The organism is Clostridia bacterium (genome assembly GCA_014360065.1).
Lineage (GTDB): Bacteria > Bacillota > DSM-521 > Neomoorellales > JACIYF01 > JACIYF01.
In genome coordinates, this window is record JACIYF010000043.1 from 1 (window position 1) to 22,222 (window position 22,222).

The 22,222-nt window shown below is 51.7% G+C and carries 26 protein-coding genes; 4 read left to right on the forward strand and 22 right to left on the reverse strand.

Features of this window, described 5'->3' with window-relative positions; all coding sequences use genetic code 11:
• From H5U02_07940 to H5U02_07975, 8 genes are all read right to left on the reverse strand, one after another.
• A partial coding sequence (locus tag H5U02_07940; GenBank protein MBC7342368.1) for a BtrH N-terminal domain-containing protein occupies window positions 1-264 on the reverse strand: 264 nt, incomplete at its 3' end.
• An 83-nt stretch (window positions 265-347) separates the two neighbouring features.
• Window positions 348-1,496, reverse strand: a complete 1,149-nt coding sequence (locus H5U02_07945) for a thiolase family protein (protein MBC7342369.1) — start codon at window positions 1,494-1,496, stop codon at window positions 348-350.
• 32 nt (window positions 1,497-1,528) lie between these two features.
• On the reverse strand, window positions 1,529-2,266 hold the full coding sequence (locus tag H5U02_07950) for an NAD-dependent deacylase (GenBank protein ID MBC7342370.1): 738 nt from the start codon (window positions 2,264-2,266) through the stop codon (window positions 1,529-1,531).
• Between the two features lie 231 nt (window positions 2,267-2,497).
• Window positions 2,498-3,274, reverse strand: coding sequence for a 2-hydroxyglutaryl-CoA dehydratase (locus tag H5U02_07955; protein ID MBC7342371.1), 777 nt, complete (start codon window positions 3,272-3,274; stop codon window positions 2,498-2,500).
• 49 nt (window positions 3,275-3,323) lie between these two features.
• On the reverse strand, window positions 3,324-4,481 hold the full coding sequence (locus tag H5U02_07960) for a 2-hydroxyacyl-CoA dehydratase (protein MBC7342372.1): 1,158 nt from the start codon (window positions 4,479-4,481) through the stop codon (window positions 3,324-3,326).
• Between the two features lie 11 nt (window positions 4,482-4,492).
• Window positions 4,493-5,647, reverse strand: a complete 1,155-nt coding sequence (locus tag H5U02_07965; GenBank protein MBC7342373.1) for a 2-hydroxyacyl-CoA dehydratase — start codon at window positions 5,645-5,647, stop codon at window positions 4,493-4,495.
• 392 nt (window positions 5,648-6,039) lie between these two features.
• The gene (murA, locus tag H5U02_07970; GenBank protein MBC7342374.1) at window positions 6,040-7,299 is read right to left on the reverse strand and encodes a UDP-N-acetylglucosamine 1-carboxyvinyltransferase; all 1,260 of its coding nucleotides are present in this window, start codon (window positions 7,297-7,299) and stop codon (window positions 6,040-6,042) included.
• An 85-nt stretch (window positions 7,300-7,384) separates the two neighbouring features.
• Window positions 7,385-7,981, reverse strand: coding sequence for a YwmB family TATA-box binding protein (locus H5U02_07975; GenBank protein MBC7342375.1), 597 nt, complete (start codon window positions 7,979-7,981; stop codon window positions 7,385-7,387).
• Window positions 7,982-8,331: 350 nt separating this feature from the next.
• On the opposite strand from H5U02_07975, the gene H5U02_07980 reads away from it, so the two are divergent.
• The 4 genes from H5U02_07980 to H5U02_07995 all read left to right on the forward strand — a co-directional run bounded on the left by H5U02_07980 (window position 8,332) and on the right by H5U02_07995 (window position 11,443).
• On the forward strand, window positions 8,332-8,985 hold the full coding sequence (locus tag H5U02_07980) for a GntR family transcriptional regulator (GenBank protein ID MBC7342376.1): 654 nt from the start codon (window positions 8,332-8,334) through the stop codon (window positions 8,983-8,985).
• Between the two features lie 88 nt (window positions 8,986-9,073).
• Complete coding sequence (locus H5U02_07985) at window positions 9,074-10,303, forward strand: homocysteine biosynthesis protein (protein MBC7342377.1); 1,230 nt, start codon at window positions 9,074-9,076, stop codon at window positions 10,301-10,303.
• Between the two features lies 1 nt (window position 10,304).
• Window positions 10,305-10,709 (forward strand): 4Fe-4S binding protein, encoded by a 405-nt coding sequence (locus tag H5U02_07990; GenBank protein MBC7342378.1) that lies wholly within the window; start codon window positions 10,305-10,307, stop codon window positions 10,707-10,709.
• On the forward strand, window positions 10,673-11,443 hold the full coding sequence (locus H5U02_07995; GenBank protein ID MBC7342379.1) for a UPF0280 family protein: 771 nt from the start codon (window positions 10,673-10,675) through the stop codon (window positions 11,441-11,443). Before H5U02_07990 ends, H5U02_07995 begins: the two co-directional genes overlap by 37 nt.
• 16 nt (window positions 11,444-11,459) lie before the next feature.
• On the opposite strand, the gene H5U02_08000 is transcribed toward H5U02_07995, so the two are convergent.
• The 14 genes from H5U02_08000 to H5U02_08065 all read right to left on the reverse strand — a co-directional run.
• Complete coding sequence (locus H5U02_08000; GenBank protein MBC7342380.1) at window positions 11,460-11,867, reverse strand: F0F1 ATP synthase subunit epsilon; 408 nt, start codon at window positions 11,865-11,867, stop codon at window positions 11,460-11,462.
• Window positions 11,868-11,877: 10 nt separating this feature from the next.
• On the reverse strand, window positions 11,878-13,296 hold the full coding sequence (gene atpD / locus H5U02_08005; GenBank protein MBC7342381.1) for a F0F1 ATP synthase subunit beta: 1,419 nt from the start codon (window positions 13,294-13,296) through the stop codon (window positions 11,878-11,880).
• 42 nt (window positions 13,297-13,338) lie between these two features.
• A complete protein-coding gene (atpG, locus tag H5U02_08010; GenBank protein MBC7342382.1) occupies window positions 13,339-14,259 on the reverse strand; it encodes an ATP synthase F1 subunit gamma in 921 nt (306 codons plus the stop codon).
• 39 nt (window positions 14,260-14,298) lie between these two features.
• Complete coding sequence (locus H5U02_08015) at window positions 14,299-15,828, reverse strand: F0F1 ATP synthase subunit alpha (GenBank protein ID MBC7342383.1); 1,530 nt, start codon at window positions 15,826-15,828, stop codon at window positions 14,299-14,301.
• Window positions 15,829-16,410 carry a F0F1 ATP synthase subunit delta gene (locus H5U02_08020; protein MBC7342384.1) on the reverse strand — a complete coding sequence of 194 codons (582 nt, stop codon included), beginning with the start codon at window positions 16,408-16,410 and terminating at the stop codon, window positions 15,829-15,831.
• Window positions 16,407-16,892 (reverse strand): F0F1 ATP synthase subunit B, encoded by a 486-nt coding sequence (gene atpF / locus H5U02_08025; protein ID MBC7342385.1) that lies wholly within the window; start codon window positions 16,890-16,892, stop codon window positions 16,407-16,409. Before atpF ends, H5U02_08020 begins: the two co-directional genes overlap by 4 nt.
• Before the next feature lie 135 nt (window positions 16,893-17,027).
• Complete coding sequence (gene atpE / locus H5U02_08030; protein MBC7342386.1) at window positions 17,028-17,309, reverse strand: ATP synthase F0 subunit C; 282 nt, start codon at window positions 17,307-17,309, stop codon at window positions 17,028-17,030.
• On the reverse strand, window positions 17,306-17,911 hold the full coding sequence (gene atpB / locus H5U02_08035; GenBank protein ID MBC7342387.1) for a F0F1 ATP synthase subunit A: 606 nt from the start codon (window positions 17,909-17,911) through the stop codon (window positions 17,306-17,308). Before atpB ends, atpE begins: the two co-directional genes overlap by 4 nt.
• An 88-nt stretch (window positions 17,912-17,999) precedes the next feature.
• Window positions 18,000-18,278 carry a hypothetical protein gene (locus H5U02_08040; protein MBC7342388.1) on the reverse strand — a complete coding sequence of 93 codons (279 nt, stop codon included), beginning with the start codon at window positions 18,276-18,278 and terminating at the stop codon, window positions 18,000-18,002.
• Window positions 18,279-18,391: 113 nt separating this feature from the next.
• The gene (locus H5U02_08045; GenBank protein MBC7342389.1) at window positions 18,392-18,649 is read right to left on the reverse strand and encodes an AtpZ/AtpI family protein; all 258 of its coding nucleotides are present in this window, start codon (window positions 18,647-18,649) and stop codon (window positions 18,392-18,394) included.
• 157 nt (window positions 18,650-18,806) lie between these two features.
• Window positions 18,807-19,295 (reverse strand): hydrogenase maturation protease, encoded by a 489-nt coding sequence (locus H5U02_08050; GenBank protein ID MBC7342390.1) that lies wholly within the window; start codon window positions 19,293-19,295, stop codon window positions 18,807-18,809.
• A 190-nt stretch (window positions 19,296-19,485) separates the two neighbouring features.
• Entirely contained in the window at window positions 19,486-20,319 is an 834-nt protein-coding gene (locus H5U02_08055) for an FAD/NAD(P)-binding protein (protein ID MBC7342391.1), read from the reverse strand.
• Between the two features lies 1 nt (window position 20,320).
• Entirely contained in the window at window positions 20,321-21,334 is a 1,014-nt protein-coding gene (locus tag H5U02_08060; protein ID MBC7342392.1) for a 4Fe-4S dicluster domain-containing protein, read from the reverse strand.
• 17 nt (window positions 21,335-21,351) lie between these two features.
• A partial coding sequence (locus H5U02_08065) for a 4Fe-4S dicluster domain-containing protein (protein MBC7342393.1) occupies window positions 21,352-22,222 on the reverse strand: 871 nt, incomplete at its 5' end.

A 22,222-nucleotide genomic window follows, 5' to 3' on the forward strand; every position in this document is an offset into this window, starting at 1 on the left:
GTAAAGATCAGTTAAAAGAATTATTGGTGCGTTTTTGTCAATGCAATCCCGCATAGCTGCCCACGGGAATTCATCACTTTGGTTCCATTGAAACGGTTGCCCGATATGGTCAAAGAAAACCGTCTCCAACGCTTGGCTCCGTCCACCAAAAAAGTGAGAAGGAGAAAGCGAAGGAGACGTCAGGTAAAAGAAGTTTAAACCGCTACCGATCCCAAAGCACATAGCCTCGCTCAATAGATATCCATGGTGTCTGACCACGTCCATCAGTGCCGTTGATCCGCAATGTCTACCGGGATAGTGGATGAAATTGGCCACGATGGTCGGCAATGGCTTCACCCCTCATAAGCTCATAGCCGTTCAATAATAGTAGCGTTAGCCATCCCTCCCCCTTCGCACATGGTTTGTAAGCCGTAACGCCCACCCGAGCGTTCCAACTCATAAAGCAAAGTGGTCATCAATCTTGCGCCGCTGGCTCCCAGGGGATGTCCTAAGGCAATGGCCCCGCCGTTGGTATTTAGTTTTGATGGGTCAGCGCCAGTCTCCTGCAACCAAGCCAGGGGAACTGGAGCAAATGCCTCGTTAACTTCATACAAATCGATATCATCGATGGTCATCCCCGCCTTCCCCAAAACTGCCTTGGTGGCGGGAATAGGCGCGGTCAACATTAAAGTAGGATCGTCGGCAACTACAGCCCTCGCAACTACCCTGGCTCTAGGTTTTAAACCTAACTCCTGGGCTCGATCCAAGGACATTAATAAGAGCGCTGCTGCTCCGTCACTTATCTGACTTGAATTGCCAGCGGTAATCTTGCCATCAGTTTTAAAAGCTGGCTGCAAGGTAGCCATTTTTTCCAAGGAAGTATCCGGCCGCGGTCCTTCATCCTGGGTTATGACCGTTGTAGTCCCATCAGGGAGGCTGACTTCCAAAGGCATAATCTCCCGCTTAAAGCGACCAGCTTGGGTGGCGGCGACCGCTTTTTGGTGACTGGCGAAAGAAAAACTATCCAACTGTTCCCTGCTAAAACCCCATTTCTCGGCAATCAGCTCAGCCGACAGCCCTTGTGGAATGATAGTATATTTGGACATAAGCTTGGGGCTCATTTCCGCACCGGCCAAAGTCGACCCCATGGGCACTCTGGTCATGCTCTCTACCCCAGCTGCTATCACTACATCCATATCGCCGGCCAGGATAGCCTGGGCAGCAAAGTGGACTGCCTGTTGGCTGGAACCACATTGCCGATCTATCGTAGTGCCAGGAATCTCTTTAGGAAACCCGGCAATCAAAAGGGCATTGCGAGCGATATTCATGCTTTGCTCGCCTATTTGGGACACGCAACCCATAATTACATCCTCAACCAAGCTAGCGTCAATCCCCGCTCGCCGGATCAACTCCGACAATACCAAAGCAGCCAACTCATCCGGGCGAATTAGGCCAACTAAGCCCTTACGGCGTCCTATTGGGGTACGCACCGCCTCTATAATTACGGCTTCCCTCACTATGCGTCCTCCTCGCCACCGGGTTTAATGGTTTAGATAGCTAAATAGTTGGTAGCCGCAGCTGCCAACTGCGGGAGCACCACCTCCGCCTCTCCCTCCAGTAAATAATCGGTGACAGTAGCGGTGAGAGCCGAAGGCTCAGGGTTGATCTCCACAATTATCGCACCATGCTCCTTGGCTACCAGAGGCAGACTAGCTGCCGGTTCCACCAAAGCTGAGGTACCAATTACTAGCATGACTTGGCATTGCTGGGATTCTGCATAGGCCCTCAGCAAGGCTGTTTTTGGGATTGGTTCGCCAAAGAAAACAGCTCCCGGCTTCAGGATCTCCCCGCAATTGCAATAAGGGGGAAGGCTATCGAAGGAAAACATGCTAGCTGGGTAGTGGGCACGACAGTTCAGGCACACCAACTCCCTAGCGTTACCATGAAATTCGATTACTTCACGGGAACCGGCTGCCTGATGGAGCCCATCGATATTTTGCGTGATAATACAGCGCAGCAATCCATGGTGTTCTAGTTCAGCCAGAGCTAAGTGGGCTGGGTTAGGTCGAGCTGCAAATAGCCCTTTGGCCAGCTCTGCAAAAAGTTCCCAAGAGCGCACCGGATTGCTGCGAAAGCTTTCGATATGGGCAAATTCCATAGGATCAAAACGACTCCATAAGCCACCTTGGCCACGAAAAGTTGGAATACCGCTGCTGACCGATATGCCAGCTCCGGTGAGAGCTATAGCCCTTCGTCCGTTGGTTAGCAGCTTAGCAACGTCGGTCACTTTATTGCCGTTATGACGTCTATGCCATACGAACACCTGCCACACCTCCCTTCCGAGTTCATCCAGATTAGAATACTCAACACTTCAGTATGCTATTGAAATAGAGACTCATCTTGTAATCGACATATTATTGTGAATCTACTGCGTCTTCTATATTACAACAAATATGTTCTTTCGGAGAATATGCTGCCTCAATGGTCGAATTTTGCACCCGAGCAGTCAAAAATCAGGTTAAACAGAATGCCGGTCCCAAGCAATTAGCGCTGCACCCAAAGCGCCGGTAAGCTGAGGTTCGGGTGGTACTGTCAGCAGGTGCCTGCTAAGCTCCTCCAGGGCTTTTTGTACCCCCCAGTTCTTGGCTACCCCACCGGTTAGTACTACTTTCTCCACAAACCCTAGCCGGCCCACCAATCCCATAATTCTTCTGGCTATGGAGTGATGAATGCCGGCCACTATATCCTCCACCTGCTTTTTGGCCGCTAAGTGGGATATGATTTCCGATTCAGCAAAGACAGTGCACGTACTGCTTATCGGTACTACCTCTCGGGACTTTTCCCCCAGTTTGGCAAGGTCGCCTACTTCATAACCTAATGCTTGGGCCATTACTTCCAGGAATCTACCCGTCCCGGCGGCGCACTTTTCATTCATTACAAAATCGACTACCCGCCCGTGGAGATCTAGCCTAATCGCCTTAGCATCTTGCCCCCCTATGTCAATTATGGTTCTTGCCTCCGGAACCAAAAAATGAACCCCGCGGGCATGGCAGGTGATCTCGCTAACCTCGGCATCTGCCCCTTCATAGGTAACTCGTCCGTAACCTGTAACCACAGCATATTTCACTAGCTGGCGGTCGATCCCTGCCGAGGTAAGTACCCCATCCACTGCCTCTTCGGGACCGCGAGTGCCGGTCCCAGCTTTAACCAACGAACTAGCAATCACCCTGTGTCCATCAGCTAAAAGCACTGCCTTGGACGTAATGGATCCGATATCAATCCCCAAGGTATATATCAACATGGTCGCCCCCATTCATAGGTTGATTAAGGCAAGGTCTAGCAGTTTAATCTACCTGCTCCAGCATCTCAATGAATGCTTGCAGGCGGGTGCGTATCTGGGCCAGCGATCCCATCTGTTGTTCAATTTCAATCCAGAGGTGGGGAATGCCCCATTCCTCCAAATCTTCCTTGATGTATGGGTAATCAAACTCCTCCATCTCACAAAATTTCATATTAATGACTACTATGCCGGTTGCTCCAGTCTCTTGAAATAATTGTCGGTAATATTCGCCCCTGCTTTTAGCTGGATCAAAGAGGGTAGAACAGTAGTCCAGGCTTAGGTACATCTGAGCTAAGGCCAGCATCAAATCATCCAGGTCTTCACCCGGCGGCAACACTACATCGTGACGATACTGGCGCCCACCCAGGGCCAGATTGTCAGCCACTACCGTAGCGCCCAGCTGCTCAATAATCTCCAGTATCGATTCTGGCTCAGCCATAATCCCTGTTAGCAATAACCTGGCTTTAGTCGTCGGTTCCGATCTCCGCGGGTTTAACTTGACCTCTGCCAGTAGCGCTTCCAGTAACCGGTTATGCTCATCCACTGGGAGAAAAAGGCCGGCCTTGAGCGCATGTGCCATGGTCAAAGGTCGCAAACGCCCCGGGTTTTGGGCCCGTATCCAGCTCAATGACCGCATAAGTTCCCGGTTTCGGTTGTAGTCTATTATTGTCTGCCGCAACTTTTCTGACTCCAACGGCCGCCCCGACCATAGAGACAAGGTATCGGCCAGCTCGCACAGCGTACGCTTTAAATAGGCCAGCGCGCTCGGGTGGCGCCGATTCATAGGATAAACTAAATCCGCTTGGCACTGGTTAGGGAAAACTTTTTTCCATATATCAGATAGGCTCTGCAGGTGATCACAGCTAGAGGGAAAAACAACTCCGTCAAGGATGCGGTAGGTTCCCTTTAACCCCAGCTCCAATATCCCCCGAACCAAAGAACATGAAAACGACTGAAGATGGGTATGGGCTTCAGCAATTGCTGTTTGTCCGCCCCACATTCCCACTGGTAACATACCCAAAGCGGAAATCAGTTCGCGTGGCATATAGTACGGCGTCCAGCCAATAGCCAATCCCCCAGTCTGCTCTTTCCACTTCTGTACCGCTAGCTTGGGGTAGCGACAGGCATCCTCCAACTGCTGCATGACTTCGGTTAAGGTCATGATAGTACCCCCTATGCCCGATGCCTAGCTTTAAGAGCCTCAATAAAAGCCTGGATGCGAACATCAGTTTGAGCCCGCGAGTAGGCTCGCGAATCGCATTGATCAGCATCGATGGCCAGCACTGGCAGTCCCCACTCATCTTGCAGCAAGCGGTGAATCTCGTACACTCCAAAGCAAGCAGGCTTGCAGCTACGATTGGAATGGTGAATGATCCCATCCAAACTATATTTCTCTATAAGCCCAGAAACATAGGCCAACTTGTCGTCTAGGTTCCGGTTGATCATGATGCTGGCATAGGTCTTGGCCATCGCTTCTAGGGTCGGTTCGGCAAATTCCAAGATCCAGGCATCAGTATAGCTAGAACAAACTAAGCAAGCCTTTAGATCTTTGAGTAAATAATGCATATGCCCCATTTCGAACCAAACCGGGATCCCATCCCACATAAGCCGGTACTCCTCCCCCGGTACCGCTGCATAGCCGCTGGCAATCCGTTCTTCCAATTCGCTCTTAAGGAATTGATAGAACTCCAGTGCCTCGTTGCTTCCCCGCATCATGACAATAGGAGCCATATAATTGAAAAGGTGAAAGGCAGTGAACGGACAAGGTCGGTGTGCTCCCATCTCAAGAATCTCTCGCCAAAGGCGGGACGAGCGTGAAGAAACGTCCACTACTTCCCAGAATCGTTCCCAATTGAACCTGTTTCCGGTAACCTGCTCCAAAACCTCTACCAAATAATGAAATTGCTCCACTATGTACTCTATAGCATGAGGGCTAATTTCAGATCGATGGTTGAAGGGGACATCGATCAATACCAAGGGCACTTGAAAATGGCGGGCCAGATTTTCATACCATTTGGTCACCGTCTGGCAGGTATTGTTGCAACAGACTAAGAGGTTAGGCCTAGGTAACCCGCCCACCGGACTTTGGCCCGAAAAAATGGCGCCAAAATCGGCACGGGCATAGGAACAAATATCGCTAGAATAGCCCCGGGCCTCCGCATGCTCAGCCAATTGTACCCCCATTTTCCTCGCGCCAGCCAAAGCTGCGTGGTTTTCTGGATAAACCGTAATAATATTCATGGCCTCCAGGAACTCTGCTGGAGCAATAGCAGTAGACCAAGCGATGGGCCGTTGCCCCTCCGATAGCTTAGCCTTCAAATAGTACATTTCTACCATTTCCTTTAGCTTGGTCTCCGAGGGGCTTAGGGGTTCCCGCTGTGCCAAACAAATCAGTCCTTTCCGAAAAACATAAAACCGATAACTGTAGTCTATATTACCACAGTTCTGCCTTTTTGTCCTCATCTACCTTGTCAACGTAGGATCCCACTGACCGTGGACGGCGATAGGTCTGCCAGGCGATTTCCAGAACAGAAAGGCCCTGCAAGAGGAGACGGAGCACCAGGGTGATGGTGGACGTTAGACGGCGTTGGCGAGCATATCGCGGAATGATGTGGCCGGAACTGGGAGACAAACCTGGCCCGGTACCGCCACAACTCCCGGGGCGTGTAACCAGCCAAGGCTGCGCTGGGCCAGGACTCGTGGTTATTTCCCGCCGGTAGTTATTCTTCTATCCGCCTAATATCAGCTCCCAAAGCTTGAAGCTTACCAACGATATTTTCATATCCCCGATCAATATGGTGGATGCAGCTGATTTCCGTCTGCCCTTCTGCCATTAACCCTGCGATCACCAAGGCAGCTCCGGCCCTTAGATCGGTAGCTTTTACCCTGGCTCCAGTTAAATGTTTCACTCCTCGAACTATCGCGCTATGGCCTTCAATCTTGATATCAGCGCCCATACGTTTAAGCTCAGCCACATGCATAAAGCGGTTCTCGAAAACAGTCTCGGTAATAACGCTGGTACCGCTGGAGCGGGTCATAAAGGCCATCATCTGCGGTTGCATATCGGTTGGAAAACCGGGATAAGGCATGGTTTTAATATCAGCCGCTTTAATACCGTCAGGGCAAAATACCCGCAGCCCACCGTTCTCCTCCTGAACTTCCATTCCCGCTTCCTTAAGCTTGGCGATCATAGGGTTTAAGTGGTTAAGAATAACGTTATTGATCAGTACATTCCCGCCCGAAGCCGCAGCAGCCACCATATAGGTGCCAGCTTCAATCCGGTCCGGTATCACCGTATGCACAGTCCCATGCATGGATTCTACTCCCTCAACGCGAATGACCTTGGTCCCAGCTCCAGTTATTTTTGCTCCCATGGCATTTAAGAAGTTGGCCAGGTCAACGATTTCCGGCTCTTCGGCCACATTTTCAATGATGGTAATACCTTTGGCTAAAGTTGCCGCCATCATGATATTCTCGGTGGCCCCAACGCTAGGAAAATCCAAATATACCTTGGCGCCGGTAAGTTTAGTAGCCTTGGCCTCTATGGTGCCATGGACGGATATGATCTCCGCTCCCAAAGCTGCCATCCCCTTGAGGTGAAGGTCAATAGGCCGGGTTCCAATGGCACAACCGCCCGGTACCGAAAGCTTGGCTCGACCAACTCGCGCCAGCAATGGCCCTAAAACTAAAAACGAGGCCCGCATCCGACGCATATACTCGTACGGAGTCTCTCCGTTGGAGCTGATGTTGGTGCAATCTATCTTTAGAGTTCGCCCCTCGCTTTTTACTTCAGCCCCCAGTCGAGTAAGGACCTCACAAATGGTGCTAACATCCGCCAAGAAAGGAACATCATTGATAATGCTCTGGTTTTCTTCCGCAAGAAGGGATGCGGCAATGATCGGTAGGACTGCATTCTTGGAACCGCTAATCGAAACTTCACCAGTTAGTGGTGTACCTCCCGTTACTATGATTCTTCCCAAATCGTCTTCCTCCTTGCTGACCTATGCGTGATCTGTTCGCTACCGAACCCAGCATTCCTGCTCTTTAGCCTCTGCGCCTAGGAAGTTAAAATTCTCCAGGCAATACTGGGATACCCAAGGTGAGATATGTAAAGTTATCAGCACTGTGATAGCGCCAGGCTATGCCAAGATTCAGCAGTTTCCCTCCACAATAAACCGCTCTGGGCAAAGCTCTGGAATAGGCGCTAACGCTCATCCAAGCGGGGTTCTCAGCATACTCTACTAGACAAGCCCGGGCCACCGCCAGCATATTCTGTGTACGGCGTTGCAACCATAGCTTCGCTACCTTACCGGGTATCTTCCCACTAAAGTATAAGTGGGTTTCAAGTTTAAGTCTTGGGTTTAAGCTAGCAATTCTTTGCCAGCAATCTACCCATTCCCTCACCGTTACTTGGCCTCGGACAGTTAGGTCTACTTCCAGATACTCTTCATTGGATGCAGTTCTCCCTTGGGCTAGCAACGGTACAGAACTTAAGCGCAATCGCCCTATAACCGGAGTCCCATTTCTAAGACACCCGGTTATCTGGACTACGTTCCACTTATTTCCACGCTGATGCTGTTGGCCAGCGTAATGAGACTTCAAGCCCACAACATTTTCCACCTGCTTGGCCATGGCTAACAATGCCTCTGACTTAGCTTCCACTGTGTCCCCGCTTGGCCAAGAAGCCCAGCCAACTATACGTGCTTCTACCATTTGGCATCCGCTCTTTTGCCAAACCTGCTCTAGCACCTGACCTGGCAGACTGCCACCTGAGCCTTGAGGGCAAAGGCCTCCAGTAAAGCCTACGAAGCTAGATAAAATGACTAAAGCCAATAAAAGCGACCGCAAACTTTATCCCTACCTCCAGCTTTATTGTTGCCATTTTTTTCCCGGTTATGCTCCTACCGGTCAATTGCAGCCGGGGGCTTATAAAGCTCGCGGCCAAGGCTTGGAAGATTAAGCCGCTTAAGGTTATAATATGGCCAAAATCATAACTTGCAGGTGATGGTTCCATGCGAGTACCGCAGGGCTTAGTGCCTTTAGCTCGCTATGTAGAGATTGCCGCCGATCTAGCGCACAAGATAGTGCTGGAAGAATATCAAACCGGCCAGAGACTTTTCGGGCGGTCATCTTTGGCCGGGCAGTACCACGTTTCCCCTGAGACAATCCGTCGGGCTTTATCTTTGCTTCAGGAACGCGGTGCAGTAGAAGTGCAGCCCGGCGTGGGCGTAGTAGTAAGGTCAAAGTCGGCAGCTGAAGCTTTCGTAGCCGAGTATAGCCAACAGAAGGCTATTGGGGAAATGCAGGAACGGCTTCGTTCACTAATTGAGGAGCGTAACCGACTCAATGAAGAAATCGACATTTTAACTGATGAGTTGCTCAATTTTACCTTTAAGATGGCTAGCCGCCTACAAAAGATTCAAGAGATCAGGATACCCGAAAACTCTCCGCTCGTGGGCCAGACTTTAGCTTCTAGCCAGTTTCGTGCCCGTACTGGAGCCACCATTCTGTCCCTGAAGCGGAAAGGCGAAGAGATGTTTTCACCCAGCGCCAACACAGAGCTTAAAGGAGGCGACCTGCTAGTAATCGTAGGGCCACCGGAAGCCGAGCAGCAGGCACGGCTACTTGCTCAAGGAAGCAACTCCCAGCCTAACGAAGAAAGCTAAGTTACCTTAAGGGAGGATTCTTGCTCTCGCTGGCGAATAGCCACTAGATGCCGTTACCGAGAGTTACAGCGGTTAGGGGGAATCGGTAATGAAGGTAGAACGGACCTACGACGAGATCAACGCCAAAGTCCGGCAGGGCAAAGTGGTGGTAGTAACTGCCGAGGAGTTGGTTGAAAGGGCTCAGACCGAAAGCCTTACCAGCCTTTTTCGGGAGATCGATGTGGTTACGACCGGCACCTTTGGAGCCATGTGCTCATCGGGAGTCTTTCTTAACTTAGGCCATACCGTCCCCCGAATGAAGATACAAAAAGCCTGGCTCAACGATGTTCCTTGCTACTGTGGCTTGGCCGCAGTAGATGTTTACCTCGGTGCTACTGAATTGCCGGAAAAGGATCCGCTCAACAGCACTCATCCGGGCGAGTTCCGTTATGGAGGCGGGCACGTTATTGAGGATCTGGTAGCTAGAAAACCGGTTCATCTTCGCGCTGTAGCTTATGGGACCGATTGCTACCCGCGCCGGGAACTTGATGCCACTATCACTCTGGATGATCTCAATGATGCCATCCTATTCAATCCACGTAATGCTTACCAAAACTATAATTGTGCTGTTAATACTACCTCCCGCACTATTTATACCTATATGGGGGTACTTAAGCCGAGATTGGGCAATGCCCACTATTCCACCTCTGGGCAATTGAGCCCTTTGCTGAAAGATCCTTACTTTAGAACTATCGGGATCGGAACCCGCATTTTTCTGGGAGGCGGGATCGGCTATGTAGCTGGCCCAGGAACCCAGCATTTTCCTAGCTTACCCGACAACCCTGATGATAAGGCCCGGGTACCCTCGGGCGGAACTTTGGCCGTAACTGGAGATCTCAAACAGATGCAGCCTGGATGGCTACGGGGGGCCAGTTTCCTGGGCTACGGGGCCACTCTCATGGTGGGGATCGGTATCCCTATTCCCATACTTAGCGAGGAGGTTTTGTATTATGCCTCGCGGTCTGACGCTGAGTTATTTGCCCCCATAGTCGATTACGGGGATGCCTATCCTTACGGAGAGCCTGGTAACCTCGGCTACGTAAGCTACGCTCAGTTGAAATCAGGCTATATCGAAGTCCAGGGGCAGAGGGTACCCACAGCGCCGTTGTCCAGTTACTCCAAGGCCCGAGAAATTGCACAAATACTAAAATCCTGGATCCGGGAAGGGCAATTCACCCTCTCAGAGCCAGTTCAACTCTTACCCTCAGTAGATGCCCAACGGCAACCGCATATTTTAAGGGACAAGCCCCAAGGGAATCCAGTGGGGGAGGGACGCTAATATGCCATCGCGCCGGATCGTCTTGCGCTTCAACGCCTCCATTGTGGACAAACCGGTAATCTACCGTTTGGTCAAGGACTACGACCTGGTATTCAACATTCTTAAGGCCAACGTCACACCGCAGATGGAAGGTACCTTAGTCATGGAGCTTAGCGGCGAACGCTTCCAAGAAGGATTAGATTACCTGGCCAATAGCGGGGTTACGATTGAGCCCCTGGGAGAGCAAATTGTGCGCAATGCTGAAAAATGTGTCAGCTGCGGAGCATGCACCGCCATTTGCCCTACCGGGGCGCTTTCCCTGGAAAGACCTTCCATGCAGGTGGAGTTTAAAGACGAGCTGTGTGTGGTCTGCCAGTTGTGTACGCGGGCTTGCCCCTTGAAGGCGATGGAGGTACGCTTCAGTTGAGCCTTCGCACTTACCGAGAGTATTTTCGGCAGGAGGACCTGGTTTACTTTCAAGTGGTTGTGAAAGATAGTGATCTATACATCGGCGTACGGAAAACCCGGTTCTCCATGGAGCTAGCCAAAAAGACAGAACAACTCTTGCGCCAGCTTCGTTCGGACCTGGAGGAGTACATTGCCCGCGATCCTACCTTTGCGACTACCCTACAGCCTTACTTGGTCCCGGTCTGGGCCCCCCCTGTTGCCCAAGCCATGGCGGCTAGCGCCCAGCTAGCTGGAGTTGGGCCCATGGCAGCAGTGGCCGGTGCCTTCGCGGATGCTATAGGCAGGTTTCTTGGTACCCATTCTTCCAACACTATTGTGGAAAATGGTGGCGACATCTATCTAAAATCAACCCGAGCCCGGCGGATTGGTATTTATGCTGGCAAAAAATCGCCCTTTACCGGCCGAGTGGCTTTAGAAATCCCTAAAGACTGGACCCCTTTAGGGATATGTACTTCTTCTGGTACGGTTGGCCCGTCTCTCAGCTTTGGAGAGGCCGATGCCGCTATTATCCTAGCTCGGACAGCAACCCTAGCTGATGCCGTTGCCACGGCTACAGCCAATCGCATCAAAAAACCCCAAGACCTAAAGGAGGCTATTAACTTTGCCTCCCAAGTTCCTGGGGTTATAGGGGCGGTGGCCATCAAGGACGATCAAATAGCAGCCTGGGGTCAAGTCCGCTTGGTCCCTGTATAATTTAGGTATAACCTAGCTACTCTGCCCCAGCCGCCTTAAGCCGAGTTAACGCTCGGCGCAGCGCCATCTCGGCCCGAGCATAGTCGAGATTGGGTGGCTTCTCACGCAACCGCGTCTCCGCCCTGATCTTAGCTCGCCGGGCCCGCTCCACATCGATGTCCTCAGCTCGCTCGGCCGTATCGGCCAGCACTGTGACCCGGTTCGCGGCTACTTCCATAAAGCCTCCGCTAACGGCTACCTTCTTGATCTCCCCATTCTTGCGGTAGCGCATAACGCCAACCGACAGGGAAGTGATTAAGGGCGTATGGTTCGGGAGTATGCCTAAGTAACCTTCGGCTGCAGGCACAATGATGGCCTCTACCTCTTCTCGAAAAACCAACCGTTCCGGAGTTACTACCTCCAGCGTTAGAGAGGTTCCTGCCATAGTCTACCTCCTACATTAGCTCCTTGGCTTTGGCCTGAGCCTCGTCAATAGTTCCCACCATATAGAAGGCTTGCTCTGGCAAGTCATCATGCTTACCCTCAAGAATCTCTTTGAAACCTCTCACTGTTTCTTTAAGGGGTACGTACACGCCAGGCTGGCCGGTAAATGCCTCGGCCACATGGAAAGGCTGGGACAAGAACCGCTGGATTTTGCGGGCCCTGGCTACGATCAGCTTATCCTCCTCCGAAAGCTCATCGATTCCCAAGATAGCAATAATGTCTTGGAGATCCTTATACCGTTGCAGAATCTTTTGCACCCCACGCGCCACCTGATAGTGCTCTTCCCCTAAGACCCTGGGATCAAGCAACCGAGACGTAGAGTCAAGAGGATCCACGGCTGGATAAATACCTAACTCAGCAATTTGCCGAGAAAGCACTGTGGTGGCATCTAAGTGAGCAAAAGTAGTAGCCGGAGCTGGATCGGTCAGGTCATCAGCCGGAACATAAATAGCCTGCACAGAAGTAATGGATCCATTTCTGGTGGAAGTAATCCGCTCCTGCAAAGCCCCCATTTCCGTAGCCAAGGTTGGCTGATATCCTACCGCTGACGGCATCCGGCCAAGAAGAGCACTAACCTCGGAACCAGCTTGGACAAAGCGGAAAATGTTATCGATAAACAGTAGTACATCCTGGCCAGCCTCATCCCGGAAATACTCCGCCAGGGTTAGACCGGTGAGACCAACCCGCAACCTAGCTCCAGGAGGCTCGTTCATTTGTCCAAATACCAGAGCCGTCTTTTCTAGAACCCCCGACTCCTTCATTTCCAGCCACAGGTCATTACCTTCGCGGGTACGTTCACCCACGCCAGAGAAGACTGAATACCCACCATGCTCGTAGGCTATATTACGGATCAGTTCCATGATTAGCACTGTCTTGCCAACTCCGGCGCCACCAAATAGGCCCACTTTGCCTCCCTTGGCATAAGGAGCCAACAGATCGACCACCTTAATACCGGTCTCTAGAATTTCCTGGGCCGGCCTTTGGTCCACTAAGGGCGGAGCCGGACGGTGGATAGGATACTTTTTTTCAGTTACCACTGGACCCAATCCATCGATAGGTTCGCCTAAAACATTAAATAGCCGCCCCAAAGTTTCAGGGCCCACCGGCACTTCAATTGGCCCCCCCGTGTCGGTAGCAATCATACCTCGTTGTAGCCCATCAGTGGAAAAAAGGGAAACGCACCTGACCGTATCATTGCCCAGATGCTGCATGGCTTCCATAGTAACCTTAATCTTGACATCGCTTTTAAACTCAGGGGGCTGATCATCGCTATCGATGGTGATGGCGTTATATAGATCGGGCAGCTCGCCGTTCTCAAACCGTACATCTACCACTGGGCCAATAACTTGAACAACCCTTCCTTGCCTCACTTGCATCCCTCCTGTCAGCCATTGGTCCCAACCTACCAGAAATTACTGGATAGCCTGAGCCGTTCCGACGATATCGGCTAATTCCTTAGTGATTGCTGCCTGTCTCGCCCGGTTGTAGGTCAGGGTTAGCTTTTGCACCATTTCTTCTGCATTTTCCGTGGCATTGTCCATGGCCGTCATCCGCGCCCCGTGCTCGCTGGCCTTGGCTTCCAGAAAAGCGCGATACACCACCGCCTCTACTAATCGAGGAAGCAAAACTTCAAGAACGGAAGGCGCAGAAGGCTCAAATAGGTATTCAGCTTGGCGATATGCCTGCGCGCCAACGTCTGCTCCAGGCGCTTTGGCCTCAGAGCTTGCCGACCTAAACTTGCCACCGGGAAAACCTTTCCCGCTGCGCTCCAACGGTAGGAGCCTAAGCACAGTCGGTCGGTGCGTCACGGCATTGATAAACTCCGTATAAATCATATAGACCTCATCATAGGTTCGGTTATGAAAGAGCGCCATCATTTCCCGGGCTATTTCTCGGGTTTGAATGTAGCTTGGTAAATCACCTACGTCAGTGATTACTTTTTCCAGCTTATACCCGCGACTCCGCAAGTAATCCCGGCCTTTCCTCCCTACTGCAATCACTGAGGCCCCCGGGCTACTATCGACCTTACTTTGGGCGAGCCGGCTAACATTTACATTGTAACCACCACAAAGCCCCCGGTCCGAGGTAATCAGTAGGTAACCAATCCGTTCGACTTTTTCTCTCGGCCGAACCAGGGGGTGATCAATTTCGGGGGCAGCGCTGATTATTCGCTGCGTGACTTCCCAAAGCTTGTTGGAATACGGTCGAGCCTCGATGAGGCGGGCTTGGGCAATTCGCAGTTTGGCAGCAGCTACCATATTCATGGCCTTGGTAATCTGCTTGGTGTTTTCGACGCTGCGGATGCGCCGCCGGATATCCCTAACTCCTGGCAATGGCCTTCACCCCTGCTTATCAATGCCGAACCCAGTCGACTAAGCCGCGGTTCGTTCTGGCTTAAGGAAGTCTTTTTTGAAGTCCTCTATCGCTTTCTTTAACCGCTCGATGATGGCTTCATCAAGCTCCTTTTTCGACTTGATCTCGGCTAGAATATCAGGGTGGAGAGAGCGCATGTAGCGCAAGAATTCTTGCTCAAAGCGTAAGACCTCTTCCACCTCAATATCGTCTAGATAGCCGTTGACACCCACATACAGGACTACCACTTGTTCTTCCACTGGCATAGGAACATATTGCCCCTGCTTCAAAAGCTCGGTCATGCGCTGGCCCCGTGCCAATCGAGCCTGCGTAGCTTTATCCAAATCTGACCCAAACTGGGCAAAGGCAGCTAATTCCCGGTATTGGGCCAAATCCAGCCGCAGTCGGCCCGCAACTTGCTTCATGGCCTTAATCTGAGCAGCTCCTCCGACCCGAGATACTGATAGGCCAACGTTAATAGCCGGACGCTGACCGGCATAGAAAAGATCGGATTCCAGGTATATCTGGCCGTCAGTAATGGAGATTACATTGGTGGGAATGTAAGCTGCCACATCGCCAGCCTGCGTCTCGATAATAGGGAGAGCAGTCAGCGACCCCCCACCTAGATCTGGGCTTAACTTAGCTGCCCTTTCCAGCAAGCGCGAATGCAGATAAAAAATATCTCCAGGATACGCCTCACGCCCAGGGGGACGGCGCAAAAGCAAGGATAGTTCTCGGTAAGCAGCTGCTTGCTTGGACAAATCATCGTATACAACTAGCACATCCCGGTGCTGATTGTACATGAACTCTTCGCCCATGGCGCAGCCAGCGTACGGAGCGATATACAGCAATGGCGCCGGATCACTGGCAGTAGCTGAAACTACCGTGGTATAGCTCATGGCCCCAGTTTCCTCAAGCTTGTTGACCACGCCGGCCACAGTTGAGGCCTTTTGGCCAATGGCCACATAAATACAGATGACATCCTGATCCTTTTGATTAATAATGGCATCCACAGCCAAAGCTGTCTTTCCGGTCTGCCGGTCCCCAATAATCAGTTCCCGTTGTCCCCGGCCAATAGGAATCATGGAATCAATGGCTTTGAGACCGGTCTGTAAAGGCGTGTTTACCGGCCGTCGATATATGACCCCAGGGGCGGCGGACTCAACGGGCCGGAAGCGATCGGTCTGGATGGGACCCTTCCCATCTAGAGGCTGGCCCAGAGGGTTTACCACCCGCCCGATCAAGGCTTCACCTACTGGCACTTGCATGATTCTGCCAGTACGCTTAACCTCGTCCCCCTCCTTAATGTGAGTATAGGGACCCAGAATCACGCAGCCCACATTATCTTCTTCCAAGTTCAATACCATCCCATATACTCCACCAGGAAATTCCAGAAGCTCGCTGGCCATAGCCCGTTCTAACCCGTATACTCGAGCGATCCCATCCCCGACCTGGATAACTGTACCCACATCGCTAACTTCAATCTGAGCCTCGTAGTTCTCAATTTCCCTTTTTAAAACGGAACTAATCTCGTCCGGTCTTAGACTCACCTAGTTCACCTCTTTTCGCATGTTATCCACCTTAGAAGCTAAAGGTATGGACTGGAGGTGGCCTTTGAGGCTCCTCAGCCGTCCGGCCACGCTGCCATCGTAAACCCGGTCTCCTACCTTAATCGAGATGCCGGCAATGAGGCTCGGGTCCACGCTCTCCTTTAAGCGGATTTTCTTGCTGGTAAGCCTACCAAGGGTCTGCGTAAGGGTTTGCTTTTCTGCCCCTGTCAGGGCGATAGCCGATCTGACTTCAACCTCCTGAACGTTCTCAGCCCTATCCCGAAGCTCTAGGAAGCAGCGGTACACAGCGCTGATATGCTGCTCCCGGCTCTTATCTATGGCTAGCATGAGAAAATTAAGGCTCAGAGGGTGAATTCTTTCCGCAAAGAGGTCGCGCAGCACTTGTTTTTTGGTTTTTTTGCTTAATTGGTGGTGCCCAATAACTTCCCGTAGTTGGTCGCTAGTTTCTATGGCGCCCACCACCTCTTCTAGGTCAGCAGCAAAAACGTCAAGAAGGTTTTTCTCTTCTCCTAATTCAAATAGGGCCTGAGCGTAACGGCGGGCCACCACAGCATCGCTCATTGCAGTTTTCCGACCTCCTGCACAAATTGATCCACCACCTGACGATGATCCTCAGGCCTAAGGCTACGGCCTATGACCTTCCCAGCTGCCAGTATTGCTAGAGTGCTCACCTCATCCCGCAGTTGAGCCAAGGCCTCCGCCTTTTCCCGCTCGATCTCTTGCCGGGCTTTATCAAGAATCGCCGCTGCCTCGGACCTAGCTTCATTAACGATCTGCTCTCGGGTTTTCTCTCCTAAAGCGTTAGCCTGATCCACAATGGCCTGCGCTTCTTGGCGGGCCTGGTTTATTTCCTTTCGGTATTGGTCCAGTAGGGCCTCAGCTTCCTTACGAGCAGCCTCAGCGCGCTCAAGGTTTCCGGCTACCTCAGACCGTCGCTGGTCCAGCATCTTCAGCATGGGTCCATAAAGGAATTTATATAAAAGGGCTAATAGCACCACAAAGTTAATTATAGCCCATATGAGCTCATGAATATTGATGGTCATACTACCAACCCACTTCCCTTCTGCCTACGGGTCGCCTTTGCCCGAACAGTGCCATGCCTGCCGCTAGAACCAACTAGGTTCCGCCGGCCCGGCAATGCCCTCCATTACCGGGCCGGGCCTGATCCTAGTCTAGTCTTAGCCCATCCTCCCCAGCAGCATAAAGGCAATCAACAGGCCATAAATAGTCAAGGCCTCCATAAAAGCTAGCGCCAGAATCATGGATACGCGGATAGGTCCGGCCGCCTCGGGTTGGCGTGCAGTACCTTCCAGGGCGCGTGCCGCTGCGTTACCCTGCCCCAACGCCGGCCCAATGGTAGATACGGCAATGGCAATGGCGGCAGCAATAGCAATCAATCCGGTAGTCAATCCGTTCCCTCCTTTCCTTGCGCCAAAAGACTGGTTACAGGTTTTAATCATTCAGCCTCAGTAGCTTCGGTTAGGTATACGGAGCTTAAGAGGGTAAACACTAGGGCCTGAATGAAGCCCATCAGTAAGCTAAGCCCCATCATGGCAATGGGAACAAAGTAAGGTATGATCCCTAGAAGCGATACAATGACCATTTCTTCGCCGAAGATATTGCCATAAAGTCGAAGCGACAACGATAATGGCCGAACAAACTCCTCGATGATTTTTAACGGCAGCATGAAGAAGAGCGGCTGGGTAAAGTGCTTTAGATACCGCCAACCATGCGCCATAAATCCAGAAACGTGGGTGGCAAAGAAGACCACGATGGCCAGACCCGCAGTGACGCTCCAGGTACTGGTGGGGGCAGCCAGACCAGGAATCTCTCCTGCTCCCGGAATAAGCCCGCTGTAGTTGGATAAAAGAATGAAAATAAACAGCGTAACCAATAAGGGCAGGAAGCGCCTGGCCTTTTCGTACCCCATTATCCCAGCAAAAAAATTTAGCAGGCTTTCTACCGCCCATTCCATGAGGTTTTGCACCCCATGGGGGATGCGCTGCATGTTACGAGTTGCTAAAAAACTTACCAATACCAAAACCGCCATAATGGCCCACATGGTGGTCACCCGGCTGGTCACTTCTAAGCCCAGCACCGAGAATAGTACTGGACTAGCCTCTGCCGCGCCCAGAACTCCCGCTATCAGTTCACTCACCCCCCTTCGCTAATAAATAGCGAACTGCCAGTACGTTTTTCATCATAGTCAGCCCTAAGCCGGTTCCCATGAGCACAGGTAAATTATGGTATACCGCCAACAAGGCTAGGAAGTTGACTGCGTAGCGGACAGCGTACCCGCCCAAGACTTTTCCTTTAGCTTGGTCCGCCTTAGAAAAATCAATTCGCCTGAGAAGCCAAGTTATGAATATGTGATTTATTACACTAACGCTAGTTCCAAAAACTAGCCCTGCCACCAAACCTAGTAACAAGGTCAAAGCCCCTCTTTTGAATATGAGCAATCGGCTTCGGCTGGTTGGTCTTCCTCACGTAGTTTCACCCGTTGTTTTGCTGTGGTATGCCGGCCGATTATAGATTCCGGCCTCTATGGCTCGTCTCCATTTCCCTTTTTTTGCCAATCCTTTTCCTTGCGGCTAAGCTTTTCCAGCTGAATGATCAGCGTATAAAAAGAGAAACCAATGGCAATCAAAACCCCTAAAAAGGTCAACAAAGGCTGCGTCCCAAACCGACCGTCAAGGTAACTGCCAGCTTTAAAAGCTAGCCATAAGTAAACCGCCAAGGACAGCCCAAACGTAAGCGCCAAATTGAGGTATTCAAGCTCCAACCGGCGTCGGCTAGCCAAAAGCGCCCCCCTCTGTCGTGTCGACGGGCCCAGTATATAAATAACCATAAGTAAAGGTTATTCTTTACTTTTTCTCTAAATCCTTTCTCGGCCAAATAAAATATTCCTCTCGGCTCAAACTAGTACTCTAGTTTTCTTCAAAACCAAATTAGCCAGGCTACTCCTCTAGATCGCAGGTTTGCAATTCCTTGACTACTTTCGCCGCCACTTCAGCAATAGCTGCCCGTACTGGACCAGATATTCCCTGTCCCCATCCGGTATGGTCAGGATCGATCTCTATGGCGAAAACCACTATAAGAGGCAGAGCATAACCAGCATACTCAGCCTGGACCAAGGCATCCCATAAACCTTGGCCATGGCTACCGCCCAACCCTAGACTTTTCGGCCACTCTCTCTTAATCTCTCGGTTCCATCGCCACCGGCTTATGGCGCCTGGCCTCTTTCCCAGGTAAGCAGCATCGATAATGACCGCTTTTTTTAGTCCTACTATAGTGTCCAGCCATTGCCAGGGAGCCAAGCCGTCAGCATCAACCACCAGGACATGGGGCGGAAGTACGGGGCGCAAAGCTTCCAACACCTCCAGGGCCACCCCATCATCACCCCGGAGGCGGTTGCCGCACCCCACTACTCCCATTACAGCGCTCATAGCTCTCCCTCTTACTTACCTGGAAAACCGGCGTTTCCAAGCCCCTTTGAGGCCGGCTACTCCTCACGCTCCACCCAGAACTTAACTGTTAAGCGACTGCGAACCCCTGCTGGCATTGCCAGGTTAAGGGCTGAGTCGCTTTTTTAGGAGCGAGGCCGGAACCATGCGGCCTAACCGCACGGGGCTCTCACTAATACTCGCCTGGTAACTGATTGAGCTCAGCTAGCGTAAATACTGGTCCATCAAGGCAGACGTACTTGCTCCCTAGATTGCACCGCCCACACTTGCCGATGCCGCACTTCATGCGCATCTCCAAGGTAGTAACAATCTGCTCCGGTTTGTAGTTCATCTTTTCTAGAGACTGCAGCACAAACTTGATCATGATTGGTGGACCACAGGTAATAGTTACCTTGCCTTCTGGCGGTGGATTAAGCTGTTCTAAAAATGCCGGAACAAAGCCCTCGTTTCCAGTCCAGTTTTCATCTCCCTTGTCAACCGTGATGTCGACTCGGCTGTTGGGGATTTGCGGCCAGTTCTTGAATAATTCTTCCTTGAAACATAGATCTGCTGGCGACCTAGCCCCATAAATGATCCACATGTGGCCAAATTCATCTCGATGCTCGGCGCAATAATTGATCAGGGAGCGCACGGGGGCCAACCCAATTCCACCGCCAATGAAGAGGAGGTCCTTGCCCTTCATCATCTCGATGGGAAAGCCGTTGCCGTAAGGCCCACGCACCCCCACCATCTGCCCCTCTTCGGCCTCATGCAGAGCCTCGGTAAGCACGCCTACCTTCTTGATGGCAAACTCCAGGTGCTCCGGCCCTTGCCAAGTCACCGAGAACATACCCTCACCCACCGCCGGCAGCGACAACATGGCTAGCTGCCCGGGCATTGGCGTGAAAGGTTTACCATGGTCGGTAGTCACATGAAATGTCTTAACGTCTGGCGTCTCATCAATGATCTTGATAATTCGACCCACAGTTGGCACCAGAGGGTTTTGTGCATCCTTTTCCGGCGCTATGCTACTCACCGGCAGCCACCTCCTGCAACCGGGTAATAATCCTGGTAATGTCCATGTTTACCGGACATTTGGCCAAACAACGTCCACATCCCACACACCCTAAAATCCCATATCGCTCAGGGATATACTGGAGCTTATGCAAGAACCGGTTGCGGACCCTCTCCTTTTTGGTTGGACGGGGATTGTGACCTCCAGCCATCAGGGTATACTGGGAGTACATGCAGGAGTCCCAAGCCCGATATTCCCAGCCATTTTGCCCTCGGTTTTCCCGATCAATATCAAAACAATGGCAGGTGGGGCAAAGATAGGTGCAGATCCCGCAGCCCAAGCATTTTCGGTACAGCTCATCCCAGACCGGATCATAAAAATGGCCTTTAAGTCTCTCAGCCAACCCATCTACATTAGCGCTTAGCCGGCATTCAGGAGCCTTCGGTAAGGGCACTTCCTTTTCCTGGCCCAAGCGCTCAGCCCCAGCCAAGGCTTGAGCACCTTTTTCGGTCTGAACCACAACTCCCATTTCCTCGCCTAGATCATAGAGCACGATATCGGCGCCGAGCGCCTCCACCGGTGATACCCCCATAGAATCGCAGAAGCAGGTAGGTTGAGTCTTGGTGCAGGCCTGAGCCACAACCAGGGTTCGGTTCCGCCTGGCTTGATAGAAGGTATCCACATAACCGGCTGTCAAGAAAACTGCATCCAAAACTTCTAAGCTCTTCACATCGCACGGCCGAATCCCCACTAACACCTGAGGCGGAGCTATATCATCCAGCGCCAGCTCATCTAAGGAAACATTTAAGCCATCCACGCGATATCGGTAAATGGTCTCAGTCTGGGGGAAGAGCAGCTGTTTAGGAGGAACCAAGCTGTTGCCCGCATCCCAAGCTATTTCTGCGCCAGGAGACCAAGGGCTAAAGCTCACCAGTCCATCTTCCTCCCGAACTGGAACATAAACAGTTCCTTGTCGGCTTAGGAGCTCCAATAAGGAGCTGATATCCATCTTTTTAATCGCTCGCACCCTTTTCACCTCCCAGCTTACAGAAATTCGCCTGGATCGTCAGCCCGGTATTCACCCAGGGGCAACGGGCTATCAACCGACATACCCGCTTCATAGGGTCCAAACAATTCATTAATATCTCGGGCTATTTTCTGATTCAAGGTCATAATGGGAATGTTCACCGGGCAAGCCCGCTCGCATTCACCGCACTGGATACACCGCCCAGCTACGTGCAGTGCTCGGGTCAGTCCGTAAGCAGCATTCCCCGCTGTTCCTACCGCTTTGCTGAGCCAGTCCGATCTTGGAGCATCTAGGTAGCAAGTAGGGCAGTCACAGGCTGGGCAGATATTGCGGCAGGCATAGCAACGAATGCAACGGCTGTAGGCTTTTTCCCAAAACGCATACCGCTCATTTAAGCCTTGACTAGCCAACTGGTCAATCCGGGACGCGATTTTTTCTTGGGCCCCAGGCATTTCTTCTTCGACTGGTTCTCCGATTAAAACATCATAAAGCACCGGGTTGCGGTGGGTACATTCCTGGCATTTGCGAGCCAAAGGCACGTCCTGGTAGTTGGGATCGCCAGCCTGCCCCACCCTTGCCGCCACTTCGGCATCCCTCATCCCCGAGCAAGGAATGCCCACCAGATAAACCTTGTCGCGGTCAAATTGTTGGTCCTGGATCAGGCGAACCACAGCCCGTGAGTCACAGCCCTTCACTAAAAGGCCAATTTTACCATCTACATATCGATCGTCCAAGAGGTAAACAGTTAAATTAGTCAAGCAATACTGGTCCCAGATTAGCCGATCTGCTTCCTCAGGTTTGGTAACAAACGCTGGGGGAGATTGCCAGGGAAGACTGCCTTTCTCCCAGCCGATAAAGTACTTTACTTCCCCTTTAGCCAATAGCTCT

Bases quoted from the DNA above. Each gene is read 5' to 3' on its own strand.
- H5U02_07980 (MBC7342376.1), top strand. From the start codon at position 8,332: ATGCGAGTACCGCAGGGCTTAGTGCCTTTAGCTCGCTATGTAGAGATT.
- H5U02_07965 (MBC7342373.1), bottom strand. From the start codon at position 5,647: ATGTACTATTTGAAGGCTAAGCTATCGGAGGGGCAACGGCCCATCGCT.
- H5U02_08020 (MBC7342384.1), bottom strand. From the start codon at position 16,410: ATGAGCGATGCTGTGGTGGCCCGCCGTTACGCTCAGGCCCTATTTGAA.
- H5U02_08050 (MBC7342390.1), bottom strand. From the start codon at position 19,295: ATGAGCGCTGTAATGGGAGTAGTGGGGTGCGGCAACCGCCTCCGGGGT.
- H5U02_07960 (MBC7342372.1), bottom strand. From the start codon at position 4,481: ATGACCTTAACCGAAGTCATGCAGCAGTTGGAGGATGCCTGTCGCTAC.
- atpB (MBC7342387.1), bottom strand. From the start codon at position 17,911: ATGTGGGCCATTATGGCGGTTTTGGTATTGGTAAGTTTTTTAGCAACT.
- H5U02_07985 (MBC7342377.1), top strand. From the start codon at position 9,074: ATGAAGGTAGAACGGACCTACGACGAGATCAACGCCAAAGTCCGGCAG.
- H5U02_08000 (MBC7342380.1), bottom strand. From the start codon at position 11,867: ATGGCAGGAACCTCTCTAACGCTGGAGGTAGTAACTCCGGAACGGTTG.
- H5U02_07990 (MBC7342378.1), top strand. From the start codon at position 10,305: ATGCCATCGCGCCGGATCGTCTTGCGCTTCAACGCCTCCATTGTGGAC.
- atpF (MBC7342385.1), bottom strand. From the start codon at position 16,892: ATGACCATCAATATTCATGAGCTCATATGGGCTATAATTAACTTTGTG.
- atpE (MBC7342386.1), bottom strand. From the start codon at position 17,309: ATGATTAAAACCTGTAACCAGTCTTTTGGCGCAAGGAAAGGAGGGAAC.